This window comes from Rhizocola hellebori, from assembly GCF_016862955.1.
GTDB classification, from domain to species: Bacteria; Actinomycetota; Actinomycetes; order Mycobacteriales; family Micromonosporaceae; genus Rhizocola; species Rhizocola hellebori.
The window spans coordinates 157466-177919 of record NZ_BONY01000014.1; the positions used below are offsets into that span (position 1 = coordinate 157466).

The 20454-nt window shown below is 66.5% G+C and carries 21 protein-coding genes and 1 pseudogene; 20 read left to right on the plus strand and 2 right to left on the minus strand.

Annotated elements, in window-relative coordinates:
* Nucleotides 1-97 precede the first annotated feature (97 nt).
* The 13 genes and pseudogenes from Rhe02_RS14095 (at nucleotide 98) to Rhe02_RS14155 (ending at nucleotide 13245) form a co-directional block, all read left to right on the plus strand.
* A complete protein-coding gene (locus Rhe02_RS14095; protein ID WP_203908634.1) occupies nucleotides 98-898 on the plus strand; it encodes a cell division protein SepF in 801 nt (266 codons plus the stop codon).
* A gap of 24 nt (nucleotides 899-922) precedes the next feature.
* Nucleotides 923-1219 (plus strand): YggT family protein, encoded by a 297-nt coding sequence (locus tag Rhe02_RS14100; protein WP_203908635.1) that lies wholly within the window; start codon nucleotides 923-925, stop codon nucleotides 1217-1219.
* 55 nt (nucleotides 1220-1274) lie between these two features.
* A complete protein-coding gene (locus tag Rhe02_RS14105; RefSeq protein WP_203908636.1) occupies nucleotides 1275-2036 on the plus strand; it encodes a DivIVA domain-containing protein in 762 nt (253 codons plus the stop codon).
* An 83-nt stretch (nucleotides 2037-2119) separates the two neighbouring features.
* A complete protein-coding gene (locus Rhe02_RS14110) occupies nucleotides 2120-2785 on the plus strand; it encodes a hypothetical protein (protein ID WP_203908671.1) in 666 nt (221 codons plus the stop codon).
* 34 nt (nucleotides 2786-2819) lie between these two features.
* A complete protein-coding gene (locus Rhe02_RS14115; RefSeq protein WP_203908637.1) occupies nucleotides 2820-3128 on the plus strand; it encodes a DUF167 domain-containing protein in 309 nt (102 codons plus the stop codon).
* On the plus strand, nucleotides 3125-4630 hold the full coding sequence (locus Rhe02_RS14120) for a potassium/proton antiporter (protein ID WP_203908638.1): 1506 nt from the start codon (nucleotides 3125-3127) through the stop codon (nucleotides 4628-4630). The genes Rhe02_RS14115 and Rhe02_RS14120 overlap by 4 nt, the downstream gene beginning before the upstream one ends.
* A gap of 347 nt (nucleotides 4631-4977) precedes the next feature.
* Nucleotides 4978-5394 carry a TraR/DksA family transcriptional regulator gene (locus tag Rhe02_RS14125; protein WP_203908639.1) on the plus strand — a complete coding sequence of 139 codons (417 nt, stop codon included), beginning with the start codon at nucleotides 4978-4980 and terminating at the stop codon, nucleotides 5392-5394.
* 22 nt (nucleotides 5395-5416) lie between these two features.
* Complete coding sequence (gene lspA / locus Rhe02_RS14130) at nucleotides 5417-5968, plus strand: signal peptidase II (protein ID WP_203908640.1); 552 nt, start codon at nucleotides 5417-5419, stop codon at nucleotides 5966-5968.
* A gap of 47 nt (nucleotides 5969-6015) precedes the next feature.
* Nucleotides 6016-6897: an RluA family pseudouridine synthase gene (locus Rhe02_RS14135; protein ID WP_203908670.1), complete on the plus strand. Its 882-nt coding sequence runs from the start codon at nucleotides 6016-6018 to the stop codon at nucleotides 6895-6897.
* Nucleotides 6894-7838, plus strand: coding sequence for a hypothetical protein (locus tag Rhe02_RS14140; protein ID WP_203908641.1), 945 nt, complete (start codon nucleotides 6894-6896; stop codon nucleotides 7836-7838). The genes Rhe02_RS14135 and Rhe02_RS14140 overlap by 4 nt, the downstream gene beginning before the upstream one ends.
* A gap of 187 nt (nucleotides 7839-8025) precedes the next feature.
* A pseudogene (locus tag Rhe02_RS14145) lies at nucleotides 8026-8865 on the plus strand (MinD/ParA family ATP-binding protein); the annotation flags it as partial.
* Between the two features lie 116 nt (nucleotides 8866-8981).
* Entirely contained in the window at nucleotides 8982-12533 is a 3552-nt protein-coding gene (gene dnaE, locus Rhe02_RS14150) for a DNA polymerase III subunit alpha (RefSeq protein ID WP_203908643.1), read from the plus strand.
* Between the two features lie 58 nt (nucleotides 12534-12591).
* Nucleotides 12592-13245, plus strand: a complete 654-nt coding sequence (locus Rhe02_RS14155; RefSeq protein ID WP_203908644.1) for a DUF2567 domain-containing protein — start codon at nucleotides 12592-12594, stop codon at nucleotides 13243-13245.
* Here the strand turns inward: Rhe02_RS14155 and Rhe02_RS14160 are convergent.
* A complete protein-coding gene (locus tag Rhe02_RS14160) occupies nucleotides 13151-13834 on the minus strand; it encodes an LON peptidase substrate-binding domain-containing protein (RefSeq protein ID WP_203908645.1) in 684 nt (227 codons plus the stop codon). The two genes, Rhe02_RS14155 and Rhe02_RS14160, sit on opposite strands and share 95 nt — an antisense overlap.
* Before the next feature lie 73 nt (nucleotides 13835-13907).
* Between Rhe02_RS14160 and hisD the strand changes: the two genes are divergently transcribed.
* The 6 genes from hisD to priA are packed head-to-tail and all read left to right on the plus strand — an operon-like array spanning nucleotide 13908 to nucleotide 18520.
* Nucleotides 13908-15182, plus strand: a complete 1275-nt coding sequence (gene hisD, locus Rhe02_RS14165; RefSeq protein WP_203908646.1) for a histidinol dehydrogenase — start codon at nucleotides 13908-13910, stop codon at nucleotides 15180-15182.
* Entirely contained in the window at nucleotides 15179-16234 is a 1056-nt protein-coding gene (locus Rhe02_RS14170) for a histidinol-phosphate transaminase (protein WP_203908647.1), read from the plus strand. Before hisD ends, Rhe02_RS14170 begins: the two co-directional genes overlap by 4 nt.
* A complete protein-coding gene (gene hisB, locus Rhe02_RS14175; protein ID WP_203908648.1) occupies nucleotides 16231-16836 on the plus strand; it encodes an imidazoleglycerol-phosphate dehydratase HisB in 606 nt (201 codons plus the stop codon). The genes Rhe02_RS14170 and hisB overlap by 4 nt, the downstream gene beginning before the upstream one ends.
* Nucleotides 16833-17459 carry an imidazole glycerol phosphate synthase subunit HisH gene (hisH, locus tag Rhe02_RS14180; RefSeq protein ID WP_203908649.1) on the plus strand — a complete coding sequence of 209 codons (627 nt, stop codon included), beginning with the start codon at nucleotides 16833-16835 and terminating at the stop codon, nucleotides 17457-17459. The genes hisB and hisH overlap by 4 nt, the downstream gene beginning before the upstream one ends.
* Nucleotides 17452-17784 (plus strand): hypothetical protein, encoded by a 333-nt coding sequence (locus Rhe02_RS14185; RefSeq protein WP_203908650.1) that lies wholly within the window; start codon nucleotides 17452-17454, stop codon nucleotides 17782-17784. The genes hisH and Rhe02_RS14185 overlap by 8 nt, the downstream gene beginning before the upstream one ends.
* A 1-nt stretch (nucleotide 17785) precedes the next feature.
* A complete protein-coding gene (priA, locus tag Rhe02_RS14190; RefSeq protein WP_203908651.1) occupies nucleotides 17786-18520 on the plus strand; it encodes a bifunctional 1-(5-phosphoribosyl)-5-((5-phosphoribosylamino)methylideneamino)imidazole-4-carboxamide isomerase/phosphoribosylanthranilate isomerase PriA in 735 nt (244 codons plus the stop codon).
* Here the strand turns inward: priA and Rhe02_RS14195 are convergent.
* The gene (locus Rhe02_RS14195) at nucleotides 18471-19382 is read right to left on the minus strand and encodes a LysR family transcriptional regulator (protein WP_203908652.1); all 912 of its coding nucleotides are present in this window, start codon (nucleotides 19380-19382) and stop codon (nucleotides 18471-18473) included. The genes priA and Rhe02_RS14195 overlap by 50 nt on opposite strands.
* Nucleotides 19383-19453: 71 nt before the next feature.
* Between Rhe02_RS14195 and Rhe02_RS14200 the strand changes: the two genes are divergently transcribed.
* Nucleotides 19454-20454 (plus strand): EamA family transporter (locus tag Rhe02_RS14200; protein WP_203908653.1); only part of this gene is annotated, 1001 nt, incomplete at its 3' end.

Consider the following 20454-nt stretch of genomic DNA (forward strand, 5'->3'; position numbering starts at 1 on the left):
GTGGTCACACCTTCCAGCACGCTGAATGGTGTCCACGCGCGACAGAGCGGCACATGGCACGGGGGTCATGCCGCACGGCGGACGGAGGGGCGCGGCAATGGGCGCACTGCGGAAGGCGGGGGTCTGGCTCGGTCTGGTCGAAGATGACGACGACCACGAGTACGACGACGCCCCAGCTGACACGTATTCGCGCGCGACCGGCCGTCAGCCGAGGCGCGCCGAGGACCGTTCGCGCGATCGTTACGAGGACGATTTCGACGACGACGAAGATCTTGAAGTCGCGATCACCCGTCCGCGTGAGCGCGCCTCCAGCCGGATGGCCGCGCAGACCGAACGGGAGGTCCGCGAAGTCCGTGATGTCCGCGAGGTCCGTGAGGCCGTCCCGCGCGTCCTGACCCGCGACGTCCGCGATCCCCGCGACGGCCGCGACGGCCGCGACACCCGGATGAATGTCGAAGCCCGCCTCGAGCAGGCGCGCGCCGAAAGGGCTACCGTCCGCCCGATCACCACCACGCGTCCGGTCAGCGCTGTGCCTTCGGCGCCGACGAGGGACAACCTCGCGCTGGCGCCGCAGACCCAGCCGTTGCGTGCCACGCCGCCCGTCGTCGAAGACGACCGCCGGACACAGATCACCACCCTGCACCCCACGACTTACAACGAGGCACGGCAGATCGGGGAGCGGTTTCGGGACGGCTCCCCCGTCATCATGAATCTCACTGAAATGGACGAAGCGGACGCGAAGCGTTTGGTTGACTTCGCCGCGGGACTAGCGTTCGGGTTGCGCGGTACGATCGAGCGCGTCACCAACAGGGTATTCCTGCTCTCACCGGCTAACGTCCAGGTCACCGCGGAGGACAAGGCGAAGATCGCTGAGGGTAGGTTCCTGAACCACAGTTAGCCCTAGCGAGGGACCGCCACTGTCGTGTACTCGATTCCGCTCCAAGCGCTCTATCTACTGATCTTCGCGCTCATCCTGGCGTTGTTCGCGCGGTTCATCATGAGCTTCGTGCTCACCACCGGACGCCGCTGGCGACCTGGGCGGGGTTCGGCTGCGGCGCTGGAACTCGTGTGGAGCGTCACTGATCCGCCCCTCAAAGCGTTGAGGCGTGTGATCCCACCGTTGCGTCTTGGTACCGTGAGCATCGACCTGCCCTCCATACTGTTGCTGTTAATCCTGTTCCTGCTGAAGTATCTCGTGAAGGCGTTGATCCCCGGGTGACGAAAGCCTGAGGAGCAAAGCCCCAACGCGGCCGCGACTGACCCGAGGAGTTTCGATGCCGCTCACCCCGGCCGACGTGCACAACGTGGCCTTTAAGAAGCCCCCGATCGGCAAGCGGGGTTATGACGAGGAGGAGGTCGACGCCTTCCTTGACGAGGTTGAGCGCGAACTCGCCCGCCTGATCGAAGAAAACACCGAGCTGCGCATGCAGTCCGAGCGCGGCGGTCCGGTCCGGGTTCCGTCCGGTCCCGGTGGGCCCGACCCACGGCTGGCCGCCGAGCTGAACGAGATGAAGTCTCAGCTCGACCGCGTCCAGCGGGAGAAGGTCGCCACCGAGCAAGCCGCGCGCGCCATGCAGGCCGAGCTTGAGCAGTTCCGCGGCGGTGCCGGGGCGGTTGCCGGCCCGGACGGTGAGCAGCAGGCGCTGCGCGTGCTGATGATGGCGCAGCGCACCGCCGATGATCACGTCTCCGACGCGCGCCGCGAGGCCGACAAGGTGCTGGGTGAGGCCCGGTCCAAGGCCGAAGAGGTGACGCGGGAAGCGCGGGCCAAGGCCGATGCGCTTGAGCGTGACGCACGTCAGCGCCACCAGGAAGCGATCAGTGGCCTCGACGCCAAGCGCACCGCGCTTCAGCAGCACATCGACACGCTCAAGCAATTCGAGCGCGAATACCGGACTCGGCTCAAGGCCTACCTGGAGAGCCAGCTGCGCGATCTTGAAGGACGCGGCCAGACTCTGGAGGCCGAAATCGGGCGTGACGGTTCCGGCAGCGGCGGTCTAGCGACCGCTGGCACCGGTGCTTTCAACGGTCGCTGAGCCTGTAGGACTGCCGTCCGACCCCCCCTCGAAATTCCCGGACGGCAGCACACAACCTGAAATTGGTAATCGAGGGGTGAGCTGTGATTGTCGCAAGTCTCGTGCTCATCCTCGGCGCCGTCGTTCTGCTCGTGCTCGGCTTGATCAATGGGTCCAGCGGTTTGCTGGTCGGTTCGATCGGGACGAGTCTGCTGGCCGCGGTGGCCCTCGTCGTGGGGGTTCGCCAGGCCGGTGCCAGCCGTTCCGGGCTGGACCTCGAATCCGATGACGAGGACGAGCAATTCGACGACGCCGAGGTCGACCAATGGACCAGCAGGTCCGGTCAACGTTCTTCCTCCGTGTACGAGGACGAACCCGAGCTGCGGTCCATGGTGCCGCCAGCGCGGTCAGAGCGTGTTTGGGCTGAGTCGTCTTCTGAGCGGTCCGGAGTGGACACGCTGCAGGCGACCCAGTCGGTAGGGGTAAGCGTTCCCATGCAGTCCATGCATGAGGAGCTCGACGACGAGGATCCGCCGGACGAGCCGGTGGCCCAGCGGGTGACCGCGTCCGATGCGGCTCGGGTGGCACGGATGTCGGCCGACGTGCTGGTGATCGACGGCCGGCCCCGGTACCACGTAGCGGGTTGTGTGCATCTGCTCGGAAGACCGTTCGAGCCGTTGCCGGTTTCGGAGGCCGTGGAGCTGGGTTTCAGCCCGTGCGGCCTGTGTGAACCAGATAGCGCTCTGTTGGCTGACGCTCGCAGGGTATGAACTTCGATCTCCCGGTCGCCTGGCACAATAAGGAATGCCTCGCCGCCCACCTGAGTTCGCGATCGTCCCGGTCAGGGTGAAACCGGGCGCGTCGCGGACACGGGTGGGCGGCTGTTATGACGGACCGAACGGGCCGGCGCTGATCGCCGCCGTGCAGTCGCCCGCGGTCGATGGCCGGGCCACCGAGTCGGCCCGGCGCGCGGTGGCGCAAGCGCTTGGAGTCCCGGCTTCCACCGTCCAGCTGCGAACTGGCGCAGCGGCCCGCGACAAACTCTTCACGGTGCTCGATCCACCCGCCGACCTCACCGACCGCATCAACGCTTTGCGGGACGGCACGTCGTGACGGCCTTCGGCGATCTCGTTTTGCTGATCGCCGCAGCCGTCCTGCTTTTCTCCGTTGCCGCCGTGCGCTGGTCGACCCGTCTCGGGGTGCCAACGCTTCTGGTGTACCTGGCGATCGGCATCCTGCTGGGCGAGTCGTTCCTCGGCATCGAGTTCAGCGACGCCGAGCTGACTCGCAGGCTGGGCACGGTGGCGCTGGTTCTGATCATCGCCGAGGGTGGGCTCACCGAGCGCTGGAGCCGGATGCGCCCGGTGCTCGGCACATCGATCATGCTGGCGACGGTCGGCGTTGTCGTGAGTGTCGGCGTGGTCGCGCTGTTCACTCACTATCTGCTCGGCCAGGATTGGCGCACAGCGCTGCTGATGGGGGCGATCATCAGCTCGACCGATGCCGCCGCTGTCTTCTCGGTCTTCCGCCGCCTGCCGATCCGGCCCCGGCTCAAGTCGGTTCTGGAGTCCGAGTCGGGTATGAACGATCCGACCGCGGTGCTGCTGGTGATCCTGTTGTCGAGCCCGCCCGAGGACGCGCACGGCCCCTGGTGGGTGGTGGTGCTCATGCTGATCTACGAGCTGGCGGCCGGTCTCGTGATCGGCCTGATCACCGGGGCGCTGGGCACCTGGCTGCTCAAACGCGCGGCGCTGCCCTCCGCGGGTCTCTATCCGCTGGCCGCGGTCGGGCTGATGCTCGTCGCCTACGCCGGCGGCGCCGTCCTGCACGCGTCTGGATTCATGGCTGTATATGTAGCCGCGGTGTTGCTCGGAAATGCGCGCCTGCCGCACCGCCAGGCCATCCTGGGCTTCGCCGACGGTGTGGCCTGGCTCGCCCAGATCGGCCTGTTCGTCATGCTCGGGCTGCTGGTTTCGCCGGACGGCCTGCCCGGCGTGGTGGTGCCGGCGCTGGTGATCGGCTGTGTGCTGACCTTTGTGGCGCGCCCGTTGTCGGTCCTCGTCGCCGCGACCCCCTTCGGCTGGAGCTGGCGCGATCAGGCCTTCCTGTCGTGGGCCGGGTTGCGCGGCGCGGTGCCGATCGTCTTCGCCACGATCCCGCTGGCCCAGTTCGTGCCCAATGCGACGTGGCTGTTCAACGTGGTCTTCGTGCTGGTGGTCATCTTCACGCTGGTGCAGGCCAGCACCCTGCCGGCGGCCGCGAAGATTTTGGGGGTCGCCGCCCCGTACGAGCCGACCGAGCTTCGGGTCGAAACGGCGCCGCTGGAACGGATGCGGGCGGATCTGCTCCAGCTCGATATCCCCGACGGTTCCCAGCTGGCCAACGTCTATCTCGATGAGCTGCGGCTGCCGGTGGGCGCCTCGGTGACCTTGGTGCTGCGCGACGGTTCGGGCTTCGTGCCGGAGCGCGACACCCGGCTGCAGACCAACGACAGCCTCCTGATCGTCGCGACCGATGAGGTCCGCGACGAGACCGAGCGAAGGTTGCGTGCCGTTAGCAGACGAGGCCGTCTTGCTCGGTGGTTCGGAGAAGAGGGTGCCGAGCTAAACGATTAGGTGATATCTTCCTTTTTGCCTGAATTAGCCGTGAAAAGGGCGGCAAATAGAGAGTCCAGGCGTGGCATGTTTGTGGAGCGTTCATACGTTCCGTATTCTTGCCAGCCTACTTACGTGTGCGCGGCGATAGCCGCGCACAGGTTTATAGATGTGGGGGAGCCATGGCAGAGCGGACAGCTAGCAGCAGAGGCGCCACCAAGAGCGCGACCACAGGTGGGGCTGCAACGTCGCGAGCCCACAAGTCCGTGACGGCCAAGACGGACGTCGACAACCCAGACAATTCCCCCGTTCAGGCAACGCCGAGGGCGGCTCGGTCCAGCAAAGCCGAGATCGCTGAGGGAGCGACGATGGTCAAACCTGCCGAATCGAAAGCCGCAAAGCCTGCGGCGAAGAAAGGCACGCGGAGCGCCGCGGAGACCGAGAAGATCCGGATTGCGCTCACGGCACGTCGAGACGAGCTGCAGGAAGAGTACGACCACACGCTTACTGAGCTTGCCGAGCTACAGCGAGACCGGCTCACCGACTCGGCCGGCGACGATCAGGCCGATACCGGGACAAAGACCTTCGAACGCGAGCAGGAGATCACGCTTGCGAACGCGATCCTCGAACGCATCACCCAGGTGGAGCGTGCATTGGAGAGGCTCGATGAGGGAAGCTATGGCTGGTGCGAGCGGTGTGGAAACCCCATCCCGGTCGAGCGGCTGGCTGCGTTCCCCTCTGCCACGCTGTGTGTTTCATGCAAGCAACTCGAGGAGCGGCGCTAGCTCCAGGCCTGAAGGAAGCGTGATGGTGCAGACCGAGGTGGAGCAGAAATCGCCAGCCGATCGGGTTGTCCGGCCGACCGGCCGTGCCCTGATGGCCATGGCGATCGCCGTCGTGGGCGCGGTGGGCCTTGACCTGCTCACCAAGCAGCTCGCGACGCGCTTCCTCGACCCCGATGAACCGGTCAAGCTCCTCGGCGGCGCGGTCTACCTTTCCCTGACCCGCAACCCGGGCGCGGCCTTCAGCCTGTTCCGCGACTTCACCTTCATCTTCCCGATGATCGCGATCGTGGTGATCATCTGGATCGGCTGGATGGCGCGCACGCTGCGTTCGGTGCCCTGGGGCATAGCGCTCGGGCTGGTCCTGGGCGGGGCGATGGGCAATCTCATCGATCGCATCTTCCGCGCCCCCGGCGTGTTCCACGGCCACGTGGTCGACTTCTTCAGCCTGTTCGACCCGCACGGCCAGGTCTTCGCCATCTTCAACGTCGCCGACATGGCCCTGACCTTCGGTGTGATTCTGGCTGTCCTGCTTGAGCTGTTGGGCCGGCAACGAGATGGGACCCGGTTGCGGTGACCGAACCCGACAGGCGCTCGCTGCCAGTCCCCGACGGCCTGGACGGCATGCGCCTGGACATGGCGGTTTCCCGCCTCTTCGGCCTTTCCCGTACGGCAGCTGCCACCCTGGTCGAGTCGGGCGACGCCATGCTCGACGGGGTCGTGAAAACCAAGGCGGACAAGGTGAGCGGGGGAAGCTGGCTGGAGGTCACGCTGCCCGCGCCGCCGTCGGCGCCGAAGGTGATCGCCGAGCCGGTGGAAGGGCTGCACGTCATCTACAGCGATGACGACATCGTGGTGGTGGACAAGCCGGTCGGGGTGGCGGCTCATCCGAGCCCGGGCTGGACAGGGCCGACCGTCATCGGCGGGCTGGCCGCGATGGGGCACACCATCGCCACGAGCGGGGCCGCCGAACGGCAGGGTGTGGTGCACCGCCTCGATGTCGGGACGACGGGGCTGATGGTCGTGGCCAAGAGCGAGTACGCCTACAGCGTGCTCAAGCGCGCATTCAAGGCGCGCGAGGTCGACAAGCGGTACCACGCGATAGTGCAGGGACAGCTGGATCCCTTGCGCGGCACCATAGATGCGCCCATCGACCGCCATCCGACGCACGACTACAAGTTCGCGGTGATGTCGGGCGGCAAGCCGAGCGTCACGCACTACGACACGCTGGAAGCCTTTCCCTCGGCCAGTTTGGTCGACGTTCATCTGGAAACCGGCCGCACCCACCAGATCCGGGTGCACTTCGCCGCGTTGCGCCATCCCTGCGTCGGCGACCTCACCTATGGCGCCGACCCCACTCTGGCCGCCCGGCTTGGCTTGAGCCGGCAATGGTTGCACGCCCGTGCGCTTTCCTTCGTGCATCCGGCTACCGAGCAGGAAGTGACCTTCGTCAGCGAGTACCCGGAGGATCTGACCCACGCGATAGAGGTGTTGCGGCAAACATGAAGTGGCACGGGCACGGGTTGCTGCGTCACATTGATGAGGTCGTCGTCCCGAGGCTGGCGCGTGGCTTCGCGCAGATGCGCGGCCGCGGACGGCTGCGGGTTCGGCTGCTGACCGCGCTCGGCCTGACCGCCACCGTCGCCACCCTGGTCACGGTCGCTTTCGCGACCCACCGCCGGGCGCCGGGCCACGGCTCGACCCCGGCCGGCCCGACTGTCCACGTTGGAGTCGGCCAGAACCAGTCGATCCCGGGCTATGTCAGCACCAGCAACAGCGAGCTTGCCGCGCTGTCAGAACAGGGCCCGGCTGAGGTCTACGCGCTGGTGAGCCTGCGCGCCTATCTGGCGCCGGACAGGCTCACGCCGGTGCTCGGCGGGGTGGCCGTGGCCGAGGTCTATGCGCGGGTGCCGCTGCCGCAAACCCAGATCGTGCGGATCCCGGCCTACCGCATTCCCGACGATGTCGTGGCGGGCATGCGCCAGGTGGCCGTGCGCAAGGATGCTGACGCGGATGAGTTTCTGCGGCTCGCCGCGAAGCTGAGCGAGGTCAACGCGGCCGAGGATCAGTTGCGCACAAGCTATCTCGATGGCGCGACCCGCGCTTCGGCCGAAGCGGCCGCCTACCGTGATGGGTGCACCTGCGTCTACGCCGCGGTGGTTCGGGCCAGCGCGGCGGCACTCGAGCAGATCGCGGCCCGCCCCGAGGTGCGCGCCGTCGATCCGGCGCCCGAGGTGCTGCGCCTCGACCAAGCCGTCTTCCTTGCCCCGCTGCCCGAGCAGCCGAGCACGGTGGAGCCGTCGCCGTCAGCTGTCGCGAGTCCGACACCTTCCCCGGTTTCGCCTTCACCCGAGCCCTCGCCGGAACCTTCGCCCGAACCCTCGGTTAGCCCCTCGGCGGTAACGCCTGCCCCAACGCCGTCGCGCAGCATCGAATCGCTTCGTTGAGCTGAGAAACGGGGGTTTGCGTGAGCGCGCGTTACACATAGGGTGGGGCCTCAGTAACTGATTTGGAGGCACAGGGGTGGAACGTGGCTGGCAAGAAGAGCCGACGCCACGTTGGCGGGTTTTGCTGGACAAGGCGAAAGCTGGCCCCATCGTGCCCGGCCAGATCCCTGGCCAGATTCCCGGACACCTCGAATGGCGCGCAGCTCAGCCCACTCCACCGGTCAACGAGGTCGAGCGCGAGCTGGCCATCCTGCGCCGTCCGCTGAACGCGCCGAAGATTCTCGCCTTCGCCAATCCCAAAGGCGGCGTTCACAAGACGACCGCGACGGTTCTCGCCGCCGCAACCATCGGCGGCGCCCGGGGCCGCGGTGTGCTCGCCTGGGACGACAACGAGCTACGCGGCACCCTCGGCCTGCGCGCCGGCAGCGCCCGTCACGCGCGCACCATCCGCCACCTGCTCAAAGACCTCATCGAGATCGAGTCGATCGGCATGCCACAGCTCGCTGAGCGGGTCGACGACTACCTGCGGCACGCCTCGGACGGCACCTATGACGTGCTGGCCGGCGAGGAGAACCCGCGTTTCGCCCAGCGCCTCGACCAGCACACCGTGCGCCGGATCCTCGATCTGCTCTGCCGCACCCACGATGTGGTCTGCGTGGACACCGGTAACAACGTCGAAAGCCCGAACTGGCAAACGGTTCTGCGGGCCTGCGACCAGCTCGTGATCACCACCGTGCCGCGCGAGGACGCCGCCTTCACCGCGGACTGGATGATCGACCTGTTGCACGAGATTGGCCTGGGTCAGCTGGCCGAAAATGCTGTGACCTTGCTCTCCTGCGCCACCCCGGGTCAGCCGGCGATGCTCGAGGATCTCCGCAAGCATTTCGCCACCCGCACTCGGGCCGTGGTGACGGTTCCCTTCGACCCGTCGCTGGAAACGGGATCATCGATTGAGTTCGGCGCTCTGCAGCCCGTCACCAAAAGGGCCTGGCTCACCGCTGCCGCCACGATGATGGCGTACGTCTAGCCGCTGCGGCGTGACCGCGATTGGCGCGGGTCGGATGGCCTCGCTGTCGGTGGTAAGTGACAAGATGGGGACCGCGTGAGCAGTGTGTCCAGAGCGCCGAATAGGGGAGAAAAAGCATGTCTGACCAGTTCGTGCATCTTCACGTCCACTCCGAGTTCTCGATCTTGGATGGGGCGGCACGAATCAAGGACATGATGGAAGAGGTCAACCGTCTCGGCATGCCGGCTGTGGCGATCACCGACCATGGCAACATGCACGGGGTCTTCGAGTTCTACAAGGCGGCCACCAAGGCTGGGGTGACTCCGGTTCTCGGCATCGAGGCGTATCTGGCGCCGTCGGACCGCTTCCACAAGAAGCCCGTTCGCTGGGGCGACACCGGGCAGAAGAGCGACGACGTTTCGGGCGCTGGAAAGTACACGCACGCGACGCTGTGGGCGCGCGACAACGAGGGTCTGCACAACCTGTTCCGCCTCACCTCCCGAGCTTCCCTCGAGGGGCAATATGGCAAGCCCCGCATGGACGCCGACCTCATTTCGCAATATGCGTCAGGCATCATCGCGACCACGGGTTGCCCGTCCGGCGAGGTGCAGACGCGCCTGCGACTGGGCCAGTTCGACGAGGCGCTCAAAGCCGCCGCCAGGTACCAGGAAATCTTCGGGAAAGACAATTACTTCCTGGAAATCATGGACCACGGCATCGAAATCGAGCGTCGTGTCCGAAGTGGACTGGTGGACATTGCGCGGCGTCTGGAAATTCCGCCGGTCGTCACCAATGACAGCCATTTCACCAGGCCCGATCAGCGTGAATCCCACGACGCGTTGCTGTGTGTCCAGACCCAGGCCCTAATCACCGACAAGGATCGCTTCAGATTCGACGGCGAAGGCTACTATCTGCGCTCTGCCGACGAGATGTACAAGCAGGACTCGTCTGATCTGTGGCTGGAAGGCTGCCGCAACACCCTCGTGATCGCGGAGCGGGTCGACACCAGCGGCATGTTCAAAGAGCACGACCTCATGCCCAACTTCCCTGTGCCGCAAGGGGAAACCGAAGCATCCTGGTTTACCAAGGAAGTATGGCTCGGCATGGATCGCCGCTATCCGCGCGGCATCCCCGACGATCGCCGCGCGCAGGCGGAGTACGAAATTGGGATCATCATCCAAATGGGGTTCCCGGCCTACTTCCTCGTGGTCGCCGACTTCATCGGATGGGCAAAGAACAACGGCATTCCGGTGGGGCCCGGCCGTGGTTCGGCAGCGGGCTCGATCGTGGCTTATGCGCTCGGCATCACCGACCTCGACCCGATCACCCATGGGCTTATCTTCGAGCGATTCCTCAATCCGGAACGTGTCGCCAAGCCCGATATCGATATCGACTTCGACGAGCGTGGGCGTGCCGACGTCATTCGATATGTCACCGAGAAATACGGCAGCGATCGGGTAGCCCAGATCGCCACGTTCGGAACCATCAAGGCGAAGGCCGCCGTCAAGGACGCCGCGCGGGTGCTCGGTCACCCCTTCGCCGTCGGCGACAGGATTACCAAGGCCTTCCCGCCGGCCGTGATGGGCAAGGACATTCCGCTGTCGGCCATCATGGACGACAAGCATCCGCGTTACAACGAAGCATCAGAGCTGCGCACGCTGGTGCAGACCGATCCCATGGTGGCCAACGTCATTGAGGTGGCCAAGGGCCTGGAAGGGCTGGTGCGCCAGACCGGCGTTCACGCCGCGGGCGTCATCATGTCGTCCGAGCCGCTGATTGATCATGTTCCGATCATGATGCGGGAACAGGACCAGGCGGTCATCACCCAATTCGATTACCCCACCTGTGAATCCATCGGCCTGATCAAGATGGACTTCCTCGGGCTGCGCAACCTGACCATCATCGACGATGCCTTGCGAAACCTTCAGGCGTCAGCGGAAGCGGCTCCGGACAGGTACCCGGTGACGACGTGGGCCGACCTGCTGGCGCTGCCGCTCGACGATCCACCGACCTACGAGCTGCTGGCGCGGGGCGAGACGCTCGGCGTGTTCCAGCTCGATGGTGGCCCGCTGCGTGACCTGCTGCGGCTGATGAAGCCGGACAATTTCGAGGACGTGTCTGCGGCCCTGGCGCTCTACCGGCCCGGCCCGATGGGCGCCGGCTCACACACCAATTACGCGCTGCGCAAGAACAAGCTTCAGGACATCACGCCGATTCATCCGGAGCTGGCCGAGCCGCTCGAGGAGATTCTTGGCCCCACCTATGGCCTGATCGTCTATCAGGAACAGGTTCAGCGTGCCGCCGTGAAGCTGGCCGGCTACTCGCTGGGCCAGGCCGACAACCTGCGCAAGGCCATGGGTAAAAAGGTCCGCGCGGTGCTGGACAAGGAATTCGTTGTCTTCGAGAAAGGCATGCTCGAAAACAACTATTCGCCGGAAGCGATCAAAACGCTGTGGGACATCCTCGTCCCGTTCGCGGACTATGCGTTCAACAAGGCACATACGGCCGCCTACGGTCTGATCGCCTATTGGACGGCGTACCTGAAGGCGAACCATCCCGCCGAGTACATGTCCGGCTTGCTGACAAGCGTCGGCGACGACAAGGACAAGATGGCCGTCTATCTGAGCGAGTGCCGGAGGATGGGTCTCAAGGTGCGGCCGCCGGACGTCAACTCGTCTCGTCTGCACTTCGCGCCGGACGGCGAGGGAAGCATCCGGTTCGGCCTGGGCGCGGTTCGCAATGTCGGGGCGGGCGCGGTGGACAGCATTGTCCGTATGCGAAAAGAGAAGGGCGCATATGTTTCCTTCTCCGATTTCATGGACAAGGTGGAATTGGTCGTCTGTAACAAGCGAACGATCGAGTCGATGATTAAGGCCGGGGCGTTCGATTCCCTGGGGCATCCCCGAATGGGTCTGCTATCGATACATTCCGATATCATCGACAATTCTGTTGACACCAAACGCAATGAAGCGGCCGGCCAGTTCGATCTGTTCGCGGCGGCCATGCCGACCGAGTCGCGCAAGAGCCTGGAAACACCCATTCCCGAAGGTGAATGGGACCGCAAGACGCTGCTGACTTTCGAGAAGGAAATGCTCGGCCTTTATGTGTCGTCGCATCCACTCGCGGGAACGGAAAGGGTTCTGGCCAGCAACTCCGAACATTCCATCGCGCAGGCCGTCGATTCCGACACGCCTGACGGATTCGCGGTGGTGGTGGCCGGGATGCTGGCCAACGTGTCCAGGAGGCTCACCAAGCAAGGAAAGCCCTGGGCGTCGGCAACCATTGAAGACCTGTCGTCCAGCGCGGAGCTGCTGTTCTTCCCGAAGACCTTCGAAGTGTTCGGCGAGCACCTGGCCGACGACCTGGTGGTCGCCGTCAAAGGCAAAGTCAACAAGCGGGATTCGGGTTCGGCCTCGATCATGGTTCAGGACATGCGGATCCTGCCGATCACCGAGGCTGACCTGGAAAAATATCCGCCCATAGTGCTCGATCTGGTGCCCCAGCTGGTGGTGTTGCCCGAGAACGTGCAACACCTGTCGACGCTGGTGCGCGAGCATCCCGGAAAGCACGAGCTGCGCCTCACCCTGGGCAGTGACCGGGTCTACGTGATTCGAGACATGCAGATCAACCCGAGCATTCCGTTCCTCAGCGAGGTCAAGGCCATGGCCATGGTCAAGGCGGTCCGATGACCCCTCCCCGGATCGAGCCGACACGGTAGGTCCCGCGGGGGGATGAGAGGATCTGTCGGTGAACGAGTCTGTGAAGGCAGGTCTGGTCGCCGTGTCGGTGGCGGCTTCGGGCGTGTTGCTGGGTTTGGTCTGGTACCTGGTGGCCCCGCCCCTGCCCCTGATGAAGGTGGACGGCGACCGTCTCGCCTTCGTCAGCCCCGAGCCGGAGCAGCCGGTGGCCGCCGACGGCTGGTTCACCATCCTCGGCTTCGCCTTCGGGATCATCGCCGCGGTGCTGGTGTGGGTGCTGGTAAGGCGGGTGCGCGGCCCGCTTCAGCTGGCCGCGCTCACCTTCGGCGCGCTCGGTGCCGGTTATGTCGCGTTTCTCGTCGGCACCAACATCAACACCTCGTTCCCGGAGCGGCGTGCCCAAGCGGAGGTCAACGAGATCATCGAACGCCCGGCGGAGCTGTCGGCCGCGAACATGCGCGTGTGTCTTCCCCTATCGGACAGATGCTTCAGCGTGCGCAGCGGCAACCTGCTGGTGCCCGCGCTCGGGTCGGTCGTCGGCTATTCGCTGCTCGCCGGCTGGTCGAGCTGGCCCAGCCTGCGCCGCGAAGAGGAGGAGGCCGAGCGCCTCAGTTTTGAGATGGCGCAGGACCAAGCTGAGACAGGGTCGCCGGAACCGCCCGAATCTCCCGGACCAGAGAGGTCTCCCGGCCCAGCAGCTTGAGCTCGGCTCGAAGCCGGCTCGCCGGGTCTGGCGCACTCAGCAGCGCCTGGCGATCGGCCACGGTCAGCGATGCGGTGGCGGCTACCAGGTGTGACAGCACCACCGGGTCCTCTGGCAGCTGGTCTTCGGGGCCGCCGCGCAGCACCGACAGGTATTCGCGGAAGGCCGAAAGCACCCGCGGCGCCAGATTGTCGGCAATGTCGTCGGCGGGCGGCTCGGGCAGCCACTCCACTCCAGCCACCGGATAGGGGTGCGGGCTGGGCACGAAACCGGTGATCCGGAAGCGGCGTGCGCCCACGGTGACGATGTCGAAGCGGCCGTCCGGATGCTCGGTGATCTGCCGAACCTGCGCGACGCAGCCGACCTCGTGCACCACGACCTCGGAGGTCGAGATCCCTTCGGTGGGCGGGGGCATGACCTCAAGCCCACGGTCGATCGCCACCACGCCGAACTCGCGAGGCGTGCCGTCGGGCAGATCGCGCAGGTAGCGCACCAGGGCCCGCCAGCGGTCCTCGAAAATGTGCAGCGGCAGCACAAGGCCAGGGAAGAGCACCGTCCCCAGCGGGAAGAGTGGCAGTGTGCCGGTCACACTTGCGAGACTACTGTCCCATCGACTGGGCTCCCCGCAGGCGGCGCTTCCTGGCCGAACTAGACTTTCACGAGTGTTGAACCGCATTGATCTCCGCACGTCGATGGTCGACCCCCGTAAGCTGCTGCCCCGTGCCCAGATGGACGTTTCCCATGCGGTCGAGCAGATCCGGCCGGTGGTGGAGGCGATCGCGCAGCATGGCAGATCGGCGGTCATCGAGGCGACCACGCGGTTCGATGGCGTGGTGCTTTCCCAGTTGCGGGTCGCTGACGTCGACGGCGAGCTGGAGCCCGAGGTGGAAGCCGCGCTGATGGAAGCCATCGCCCGGGTGCGCAAGGTTCACGAGGACCAGCGCCGGGTGGAGGTCACCACCCAGGTGGTGCCGGGCGGCACGGTGACCGAGCGCTGGGTTCCGGTGCGGCGGGTCGGGCTCTATGTCCCGGGTGGCCTGGCCATGTACCCGTCAACTGTGATCATGAATGTGGTTCCGGCGCAGATCGCCGGCGTGGAGCAGCTGGTGGTGTGCAGCCCGCCGCAGAAGGAGACGGGCCGGCCCGATGCCCGGGTGCTGGCCGTCTGCAAGCTGCTCGGCGTCGACGAGGTCTACGCCGTCGGCGGCGCCCAGGCCGTGGCGATGCTCGCCTACGGCACCGACGAGTGCGAGCCGGTCGACATGATCACCGGGCCGGGCAACGTGTGGGTGACAGCGGCCAAACGCCTGGTGCGTGGCGTGGTGGGCATCGACGCCGAGGCAGGCCCGACCGAGATCGCGATCCTGGCCGACGACACGGCTGACCCGCGTCACGTCGCGGCAGACCTGATCAGCCAGGCCGAGCACGACCCGCTCGCGGCCAGCGTGCTGGTGACCTCCTCGGTGGGCCTGGCCGACGCGGTGGATGGGATGCTGCCCGAGATGGTCACCGCGACCAAGCACAGCGAGCGGATCACCGCCGCGCTGCACGGGCCGCAGTCCGGGGTGGTCCTGGTCTCCGACATGGAGCAGGGACTGCAGGTGGTCGACGCCTATGCGGCGGAGCACCTGGAGATCCAGGCTCGCGACGCTCGTGCCCTGGCGCTGCGGGTGCGCAACGCGGGGGCCATCTTCGTCGGGGCGTATTCGCCTGTGTCCCTTGGGGATTACTGTGCCGGCTCGAACCATGTGCTGCCGACGGGCGGGTGCGCGCGGCACTCCAGCGGGCTGAGCGTGCAGACCTTCCTGCGCGGAGTGCACCTGATCGAGTACAACGAGCAAGCCTTGCGCGAAGTCTCCGGGCATGTGGTGACACTGGCCAATGTGGAGGATCTGCCCGCCCACGGCGAGGCTGTCTCGGCGAGGTTCCACTCATGAGCGAGTTCTTGCGGGAAGAGTTGAAGGGGCGCACCGCTTACGGGGCGCCTCAGCTCGACGTCCCGGTGCGGCTCAACACCAACGAAAACTCCTATCCACTGCCCGAGGTGGTGGCACAGGCCGTAGAGAAGGCGCTGTCCGACGAGATTCGCGGGCTCAACCGCTATCCCGATCGTGATGCGGTCGGCTTGCGCACAGACCTTGCCGCCTACCTTGGCCTGCGCGCCGAACAGGTCTGGGCGGCCAACGGCTCCAACGAAATCCAGCAGCAGCTGCTGCAGGCCTTCGCCGGGGCGGGGCGGGCGGCGCTCGGGTTCGGTCCGGCTTACTCGATGCATCCTTTGCTTTGTTTGGGTACGGCGACCAGCTTCATCGACGCAGGGCGCGGCGAGGATTTCGGGCTGACCGCCGGCCACGCGGTCGATGCGGTGAGACGGCACCGGCCGGACGTGACGTTGCTGTGTTCGCCGAACAATCCCACCGGCACGGCGCTCTCGCTCGACATCGTGGAGGCGGTGCTGGCACAGAAGCAGGGGCTGGTGGTGGTGGACGAGGCCTACGCGGAATTCCGGCGCGAGGGCACGCCCAGCGCGCTGTCGCTGCTGGAAACCCATGACCGGCTGATCGTGACCCGTACCATGAGCAAAGCCTTCGCCTTTGCCGGGGCACGCGTGGGTTACCTGGCCGCGCATCCTTCGATCATCGAGGCGGTGCAGCTGGTCCGCCTGCCCTACCACCTCTCCGCGCTGACCCAGGCCGCGGCCCGGGCCGCGTTGGCCCACGCCGATGTGCTGCTGGGCACTGTGGAGGCGATCAAGCAGCAGCGCGACCTGATCGTGTCCAGCCTGCGTGAAATGGGTTGGCAGGTGGCCGACTCCGACGCTAATTTCGTGCTCTTCGGGCGTTTCCCAGACCAGAAGACGGCCTGGCGCCGCCTTTTGGATCAGGGTGTCTTGGTGCGCGATGTGGGTCTGGACGGATGGCTGCGGGTCACGGCGGGCACCCCGGCCGAAACAGCGGCGTTTTTGAAGGCGATGAAGGAGATCCGATGAAGAGGACCGGAAGGGTCGAAAGGACCACCAAGGAAACCTCCGTGAAGGTCGAGATCCACCTCGACGGCACGGGCCAGGCCAGCATCAGCACCGGCATTGGCTTCTTCGACCACATGCTGCACCAGATCGCCCGGCACGGCGGCTTCGATCTGACCGTGCACACCTCCGGCGACCTCGAAATCGACGCGCATCACACCATGGAGGACACCGCGCTCGCGCTGGGCGAAGCCTTCGCGCAAGCCCTGGGGGACAAGGCGGGCATCCGCCGCTACGGCGACGCGGTGATTCCCATGGACGAGGTGCTGGTACAGGCGGCCGTCGACCTTTCCGGACGGCCCTACACCGTGCACGAGGAGCCGGCCGACCTCGCTCCCTACATCGGGCCGGTCTATCCCACCTCGATGACCCGGCACATCTTCGAGTCATTCGGCCAGACGGCCCGAATCACCTTGCACGTCAACGTTTTGCGCGCCGCCCGGCCCGGCCAGCGGCCCGACGCCCACCATGTGGTGGAGGGGCAGTTCAAAGCCGTGGCCCGGGCGCTGCGCGACGCGGTCCGGGTTGAGGGCACAGCCATCCCGTCCACCAAAGGCGTGCTGTGACCAGCGTGGTGGTGCTCGACTACGGGTCGGGAAACCTGCGGTCGGCCGAGCGGGCGCTGGCGGTGACGGGCGCCGAGGTGGTGGTGACCACCGATCTGGAGCGGGCTGCCAGCGCCGATGGGCTTGTCGTGCCGGGGGTTGGCGCGTTCGCCGCCTGCATGGCCGGGATAGACCGGGCCGGCGCCGGGCCGGTGATCGCGGCGCGGGTGGCCGAAGGGCGCCCGGTGCTGGGAATCTGTGTCGGGGCACAGATCATGTTCGACTCCGGAGATGAGCACGGGGTGGTCACCAAAGGGCTCGGTCTGCTGCCTGGCGCGGTGACCAGGCTGGCCGCGACGAGGGTGCCGCACATGGGCTGGAACACCCTCGACCACCCGGCCGAATCGGAGCTGTTTGAAGGGGTACCGGCCGATGCGCGGGCCTATTTCGTGCACTCCTACGCGGTGACCCCCAACGCCGACCTCGATGGGGTGGCGATCGTGACGACCTCCACCCACGAGCGGGCCACCTTCGTGGCCGCCGCTGAGCGGGGCGCACTGGCCGTGGCCCAGTTCCATCCCGAGAAGTCCGCAGCGGTGGGCGCCATCATCCTGAAGAACTGGGTGGGGCTGCTTCGTGGCTAAGCAACGGGCGATGCGCCGCGCCGAAAGGGAAGCGGCGCACCGCAAGCTGATGGAGAAGCGGGAAAGGCAGGAGGCCAGGCGCCGGGCGCGGCGAGCCCTGCTGCGAAAGGCGACCTTGCACGAGTTGCGCCAGCGCAACACCGGGACGCTTTTCGCCAGGCGCAACCGGGCCCAGCGGGCCATCGTTGGGCTCTTCGCGGTGGTGGCCCTGGTCCTTATCTGGCAACTGGTTCACTCGCTGGCCCTGCAGATCGCCCTGACCGCGCTGCTGGCGCTTTCGCTGCCCGTGTTGATGATCGTCGCGTTTGACAAAAGGAGCACCTGATATGGCGCTGGTTCTGCTGCCCGCCGTCGATGTGGCCAACGGGCAGGCGGTGCGGCTTGTCCAGGGCGACGCCGCGCGCGAAACCGTCTACGGCGAACCGCTTGCGGCGGCGCTCGACTTTCAGGCGGCCGGGGCGGAGTGGATCCATCTCGTCGATCTCGATGCCGCCTTCGGCCGCGGCTCCAACGCCGCGCTGCTGGCCGAGGTGATCGGCCGGCTCGACGTGAACGTGGAGCTTTCCGGCGGCATCCGCGACGATGCGTCGCTGACCGCCGCGCTGGCCACCGGCGCGGCGCGGGTCAACATCGGGACGGCCGCGCTGGAGGACCCGGTGTGGTGTGACCGGGTGGTCGGCGAATACGGCGAGCGCGTGGCGATAGGGCTCGATGTGCGGGGGCGCACCCTTTCCGCCCGCGGCTGGACCCGTGACGGCGGCGACCTTTTCGAGGTTCTGGAAAGGCTGAACAAGGCGGGGTGTTCGCGTTACGTGGTGACCGACATCAACAAGGACGGCATGATGCTGGGGCCGAACCTGCAGATGTTGCGCGATGTCTGCGCCGCCACCAAAGCGCCCATCATCGCCTCCGGCGGAGTGTCCACATTGGACGATCTGCGGGCCTTGACCGAGCTGGAAAGCGATGGCGTGGAAGGGGTTATCACCGGGAAGGCGATCTATGCGGGCGCGTTCACGGTTTCGCAGGCACTGGACGTGCTGCGCTCACCCACGCGTTCTTGAGCGCTTCGACGGTAGCCGACACGGCGGGGCGGGCGGCCGAACTGGTGCGCCAGGCGACCATCACCCGCCTGGTCGGCATCGGGGTCACCTCGATCGCGCGCACTCCGGCGAGCAGCGATCTGCGTGCCAGCCGGGGAATCAGCGCCACGCCGAGCTCGGCGGCGATCAGCGTCATCTGGGTCTCGAACTCGCCGACCAGATAGTCGGCCGTGATTCCCGGCAGCACCCGCACAAGCCAATCGTGGCAAATGGTGCCGGGCGGGGAGGCGATCCAGCGCTCGCCCCGCGCCTCCTCCAGGCTCACGCTCTGCCTTGCGGCCAGCCGGTGCGAGTCGGCCACGATGAGGTCGACAGTGTCGAAACCCAGGTCCACACAGGACATTCCGTCGGGCAGGTGCAGCCCCACCTCCGGCCAGTCATCAAGCACCGCAACGTCCACGGCCCCGCGCGCCAGCGCCGCCATCGCCTCGTAGGGGTTCGTCTCGATCAAAGAGGTGGCCAGCTGCGGGTGCTGCTCATGCAATGCGGCGAGCGCGGAGGGCAGCAGGGCGCGGCAGCCGGTGGCGAAAGAGGCGATGGTGACCCGTCCGGTGACCGTCTGCTGGTGCGCGGCGAGCGCGGCCGTCGCCTGTTCCACCTGATCGAGAATCGCCACCGCCGACGCGGCGAGCAGCCTTCCCGCGTCGGTAAGGCGGAGCCCGCGGCCGTCCTTTTCGGCCAGCACCGTGGCAGTTTCGCGCTCGAGCTTGGCGAGCTGCTGTGAGATAGCTGACGGCGTGCAGTGCAGCGCGACGGCCGCAGCATTGACACTGCCGAATTTGGCCAGCGCATCGAGGGCGCGCAACCGGCTCAGCTCAATCATGAAGCGATACTACACGGTTTCATTAGCAATATTTTCTGGTACTTCATCGTCGCGCGATGAACCATGAGGTCATGCGACCAAGGGACATAGCGGCAGCCATAGCGGTCATGGCGATCTGGGGAATCAACTTCGTGGCCATCGATATCGGCCTGGACCGGATGCCCCCGCTGCTGTTCTGCGCGCTCCGCTTCGCGCTTGCCGCTTTCCCCGCCGTGCTCTTCGTCGGCAAGCCGCAAGTTGCGTGGAAGTGGGTCATCGGAGTCGGGCTCATGCTGGGCGTGGTGAAGTTCGCCTTCCTGTTCGGTGGCATGGCCGCCGGTATGCCGGCCGGGCTCTCCTCGCTGGTGCTGCAGAGCCAGGCCGTGTTCACGCTCGTGTTCGCCTTCACCCTGCTTCGCGAGCGCCCCTCGCGCCGGCAGTGGATCGGCACCGGCGTGGCCGCCCTCGGCATCGTGCTGGTGGCGTTGCGCTTCGGCGCAGGCGGGCCGTTCGGCGCCTTCCTGCTCGTGGTGGGTGCGGGCGCGGCCTGGGGACTGTCCAATATGGCCATGCGCCGGGCCGCCCCACCCGACATGCTCAAGTTCATGGTGTGGGTGTCGGCGGTGGCCACCCTCCCGCTCGTGGCGCTTTCCCTTGTCCTGGAAGGCCCGCCACACCTCGACCTCGACCTCGCCGGGATAGGCGCGCTCGTCTACATCGCCTACATCTCGACGCTGGCCGGGTTCGCCGTCTGGGGCTCGCTCATCCGCCGCTACACCGCCGCGACCGTCGCGCCCTTCTCCATGTTCGTCCCGTTCTTCGGCATCGCCTCGGCGACACTGTTCCTCGGCGAGCAAATCCACGCCACCGACCTCATAGCCGGCCTCCTAGTGGTGGGCGGCGTCCTCTACGGCGCCCGCACCCCTTCAGCACCCGCCACCGCTCCCCCCGCCATTCCCGCCGACGCGCCTGCTGCCGCCTCCGCGATCACCCCCGCCCGCACCCCTTCAGCACCCGCCACCGCGTCTGCCTCCATTCCCGCCGACGCGCCTGCTGCCGCCTCTGCGGCCACTCCCGCTCGCACCCCTTCAGC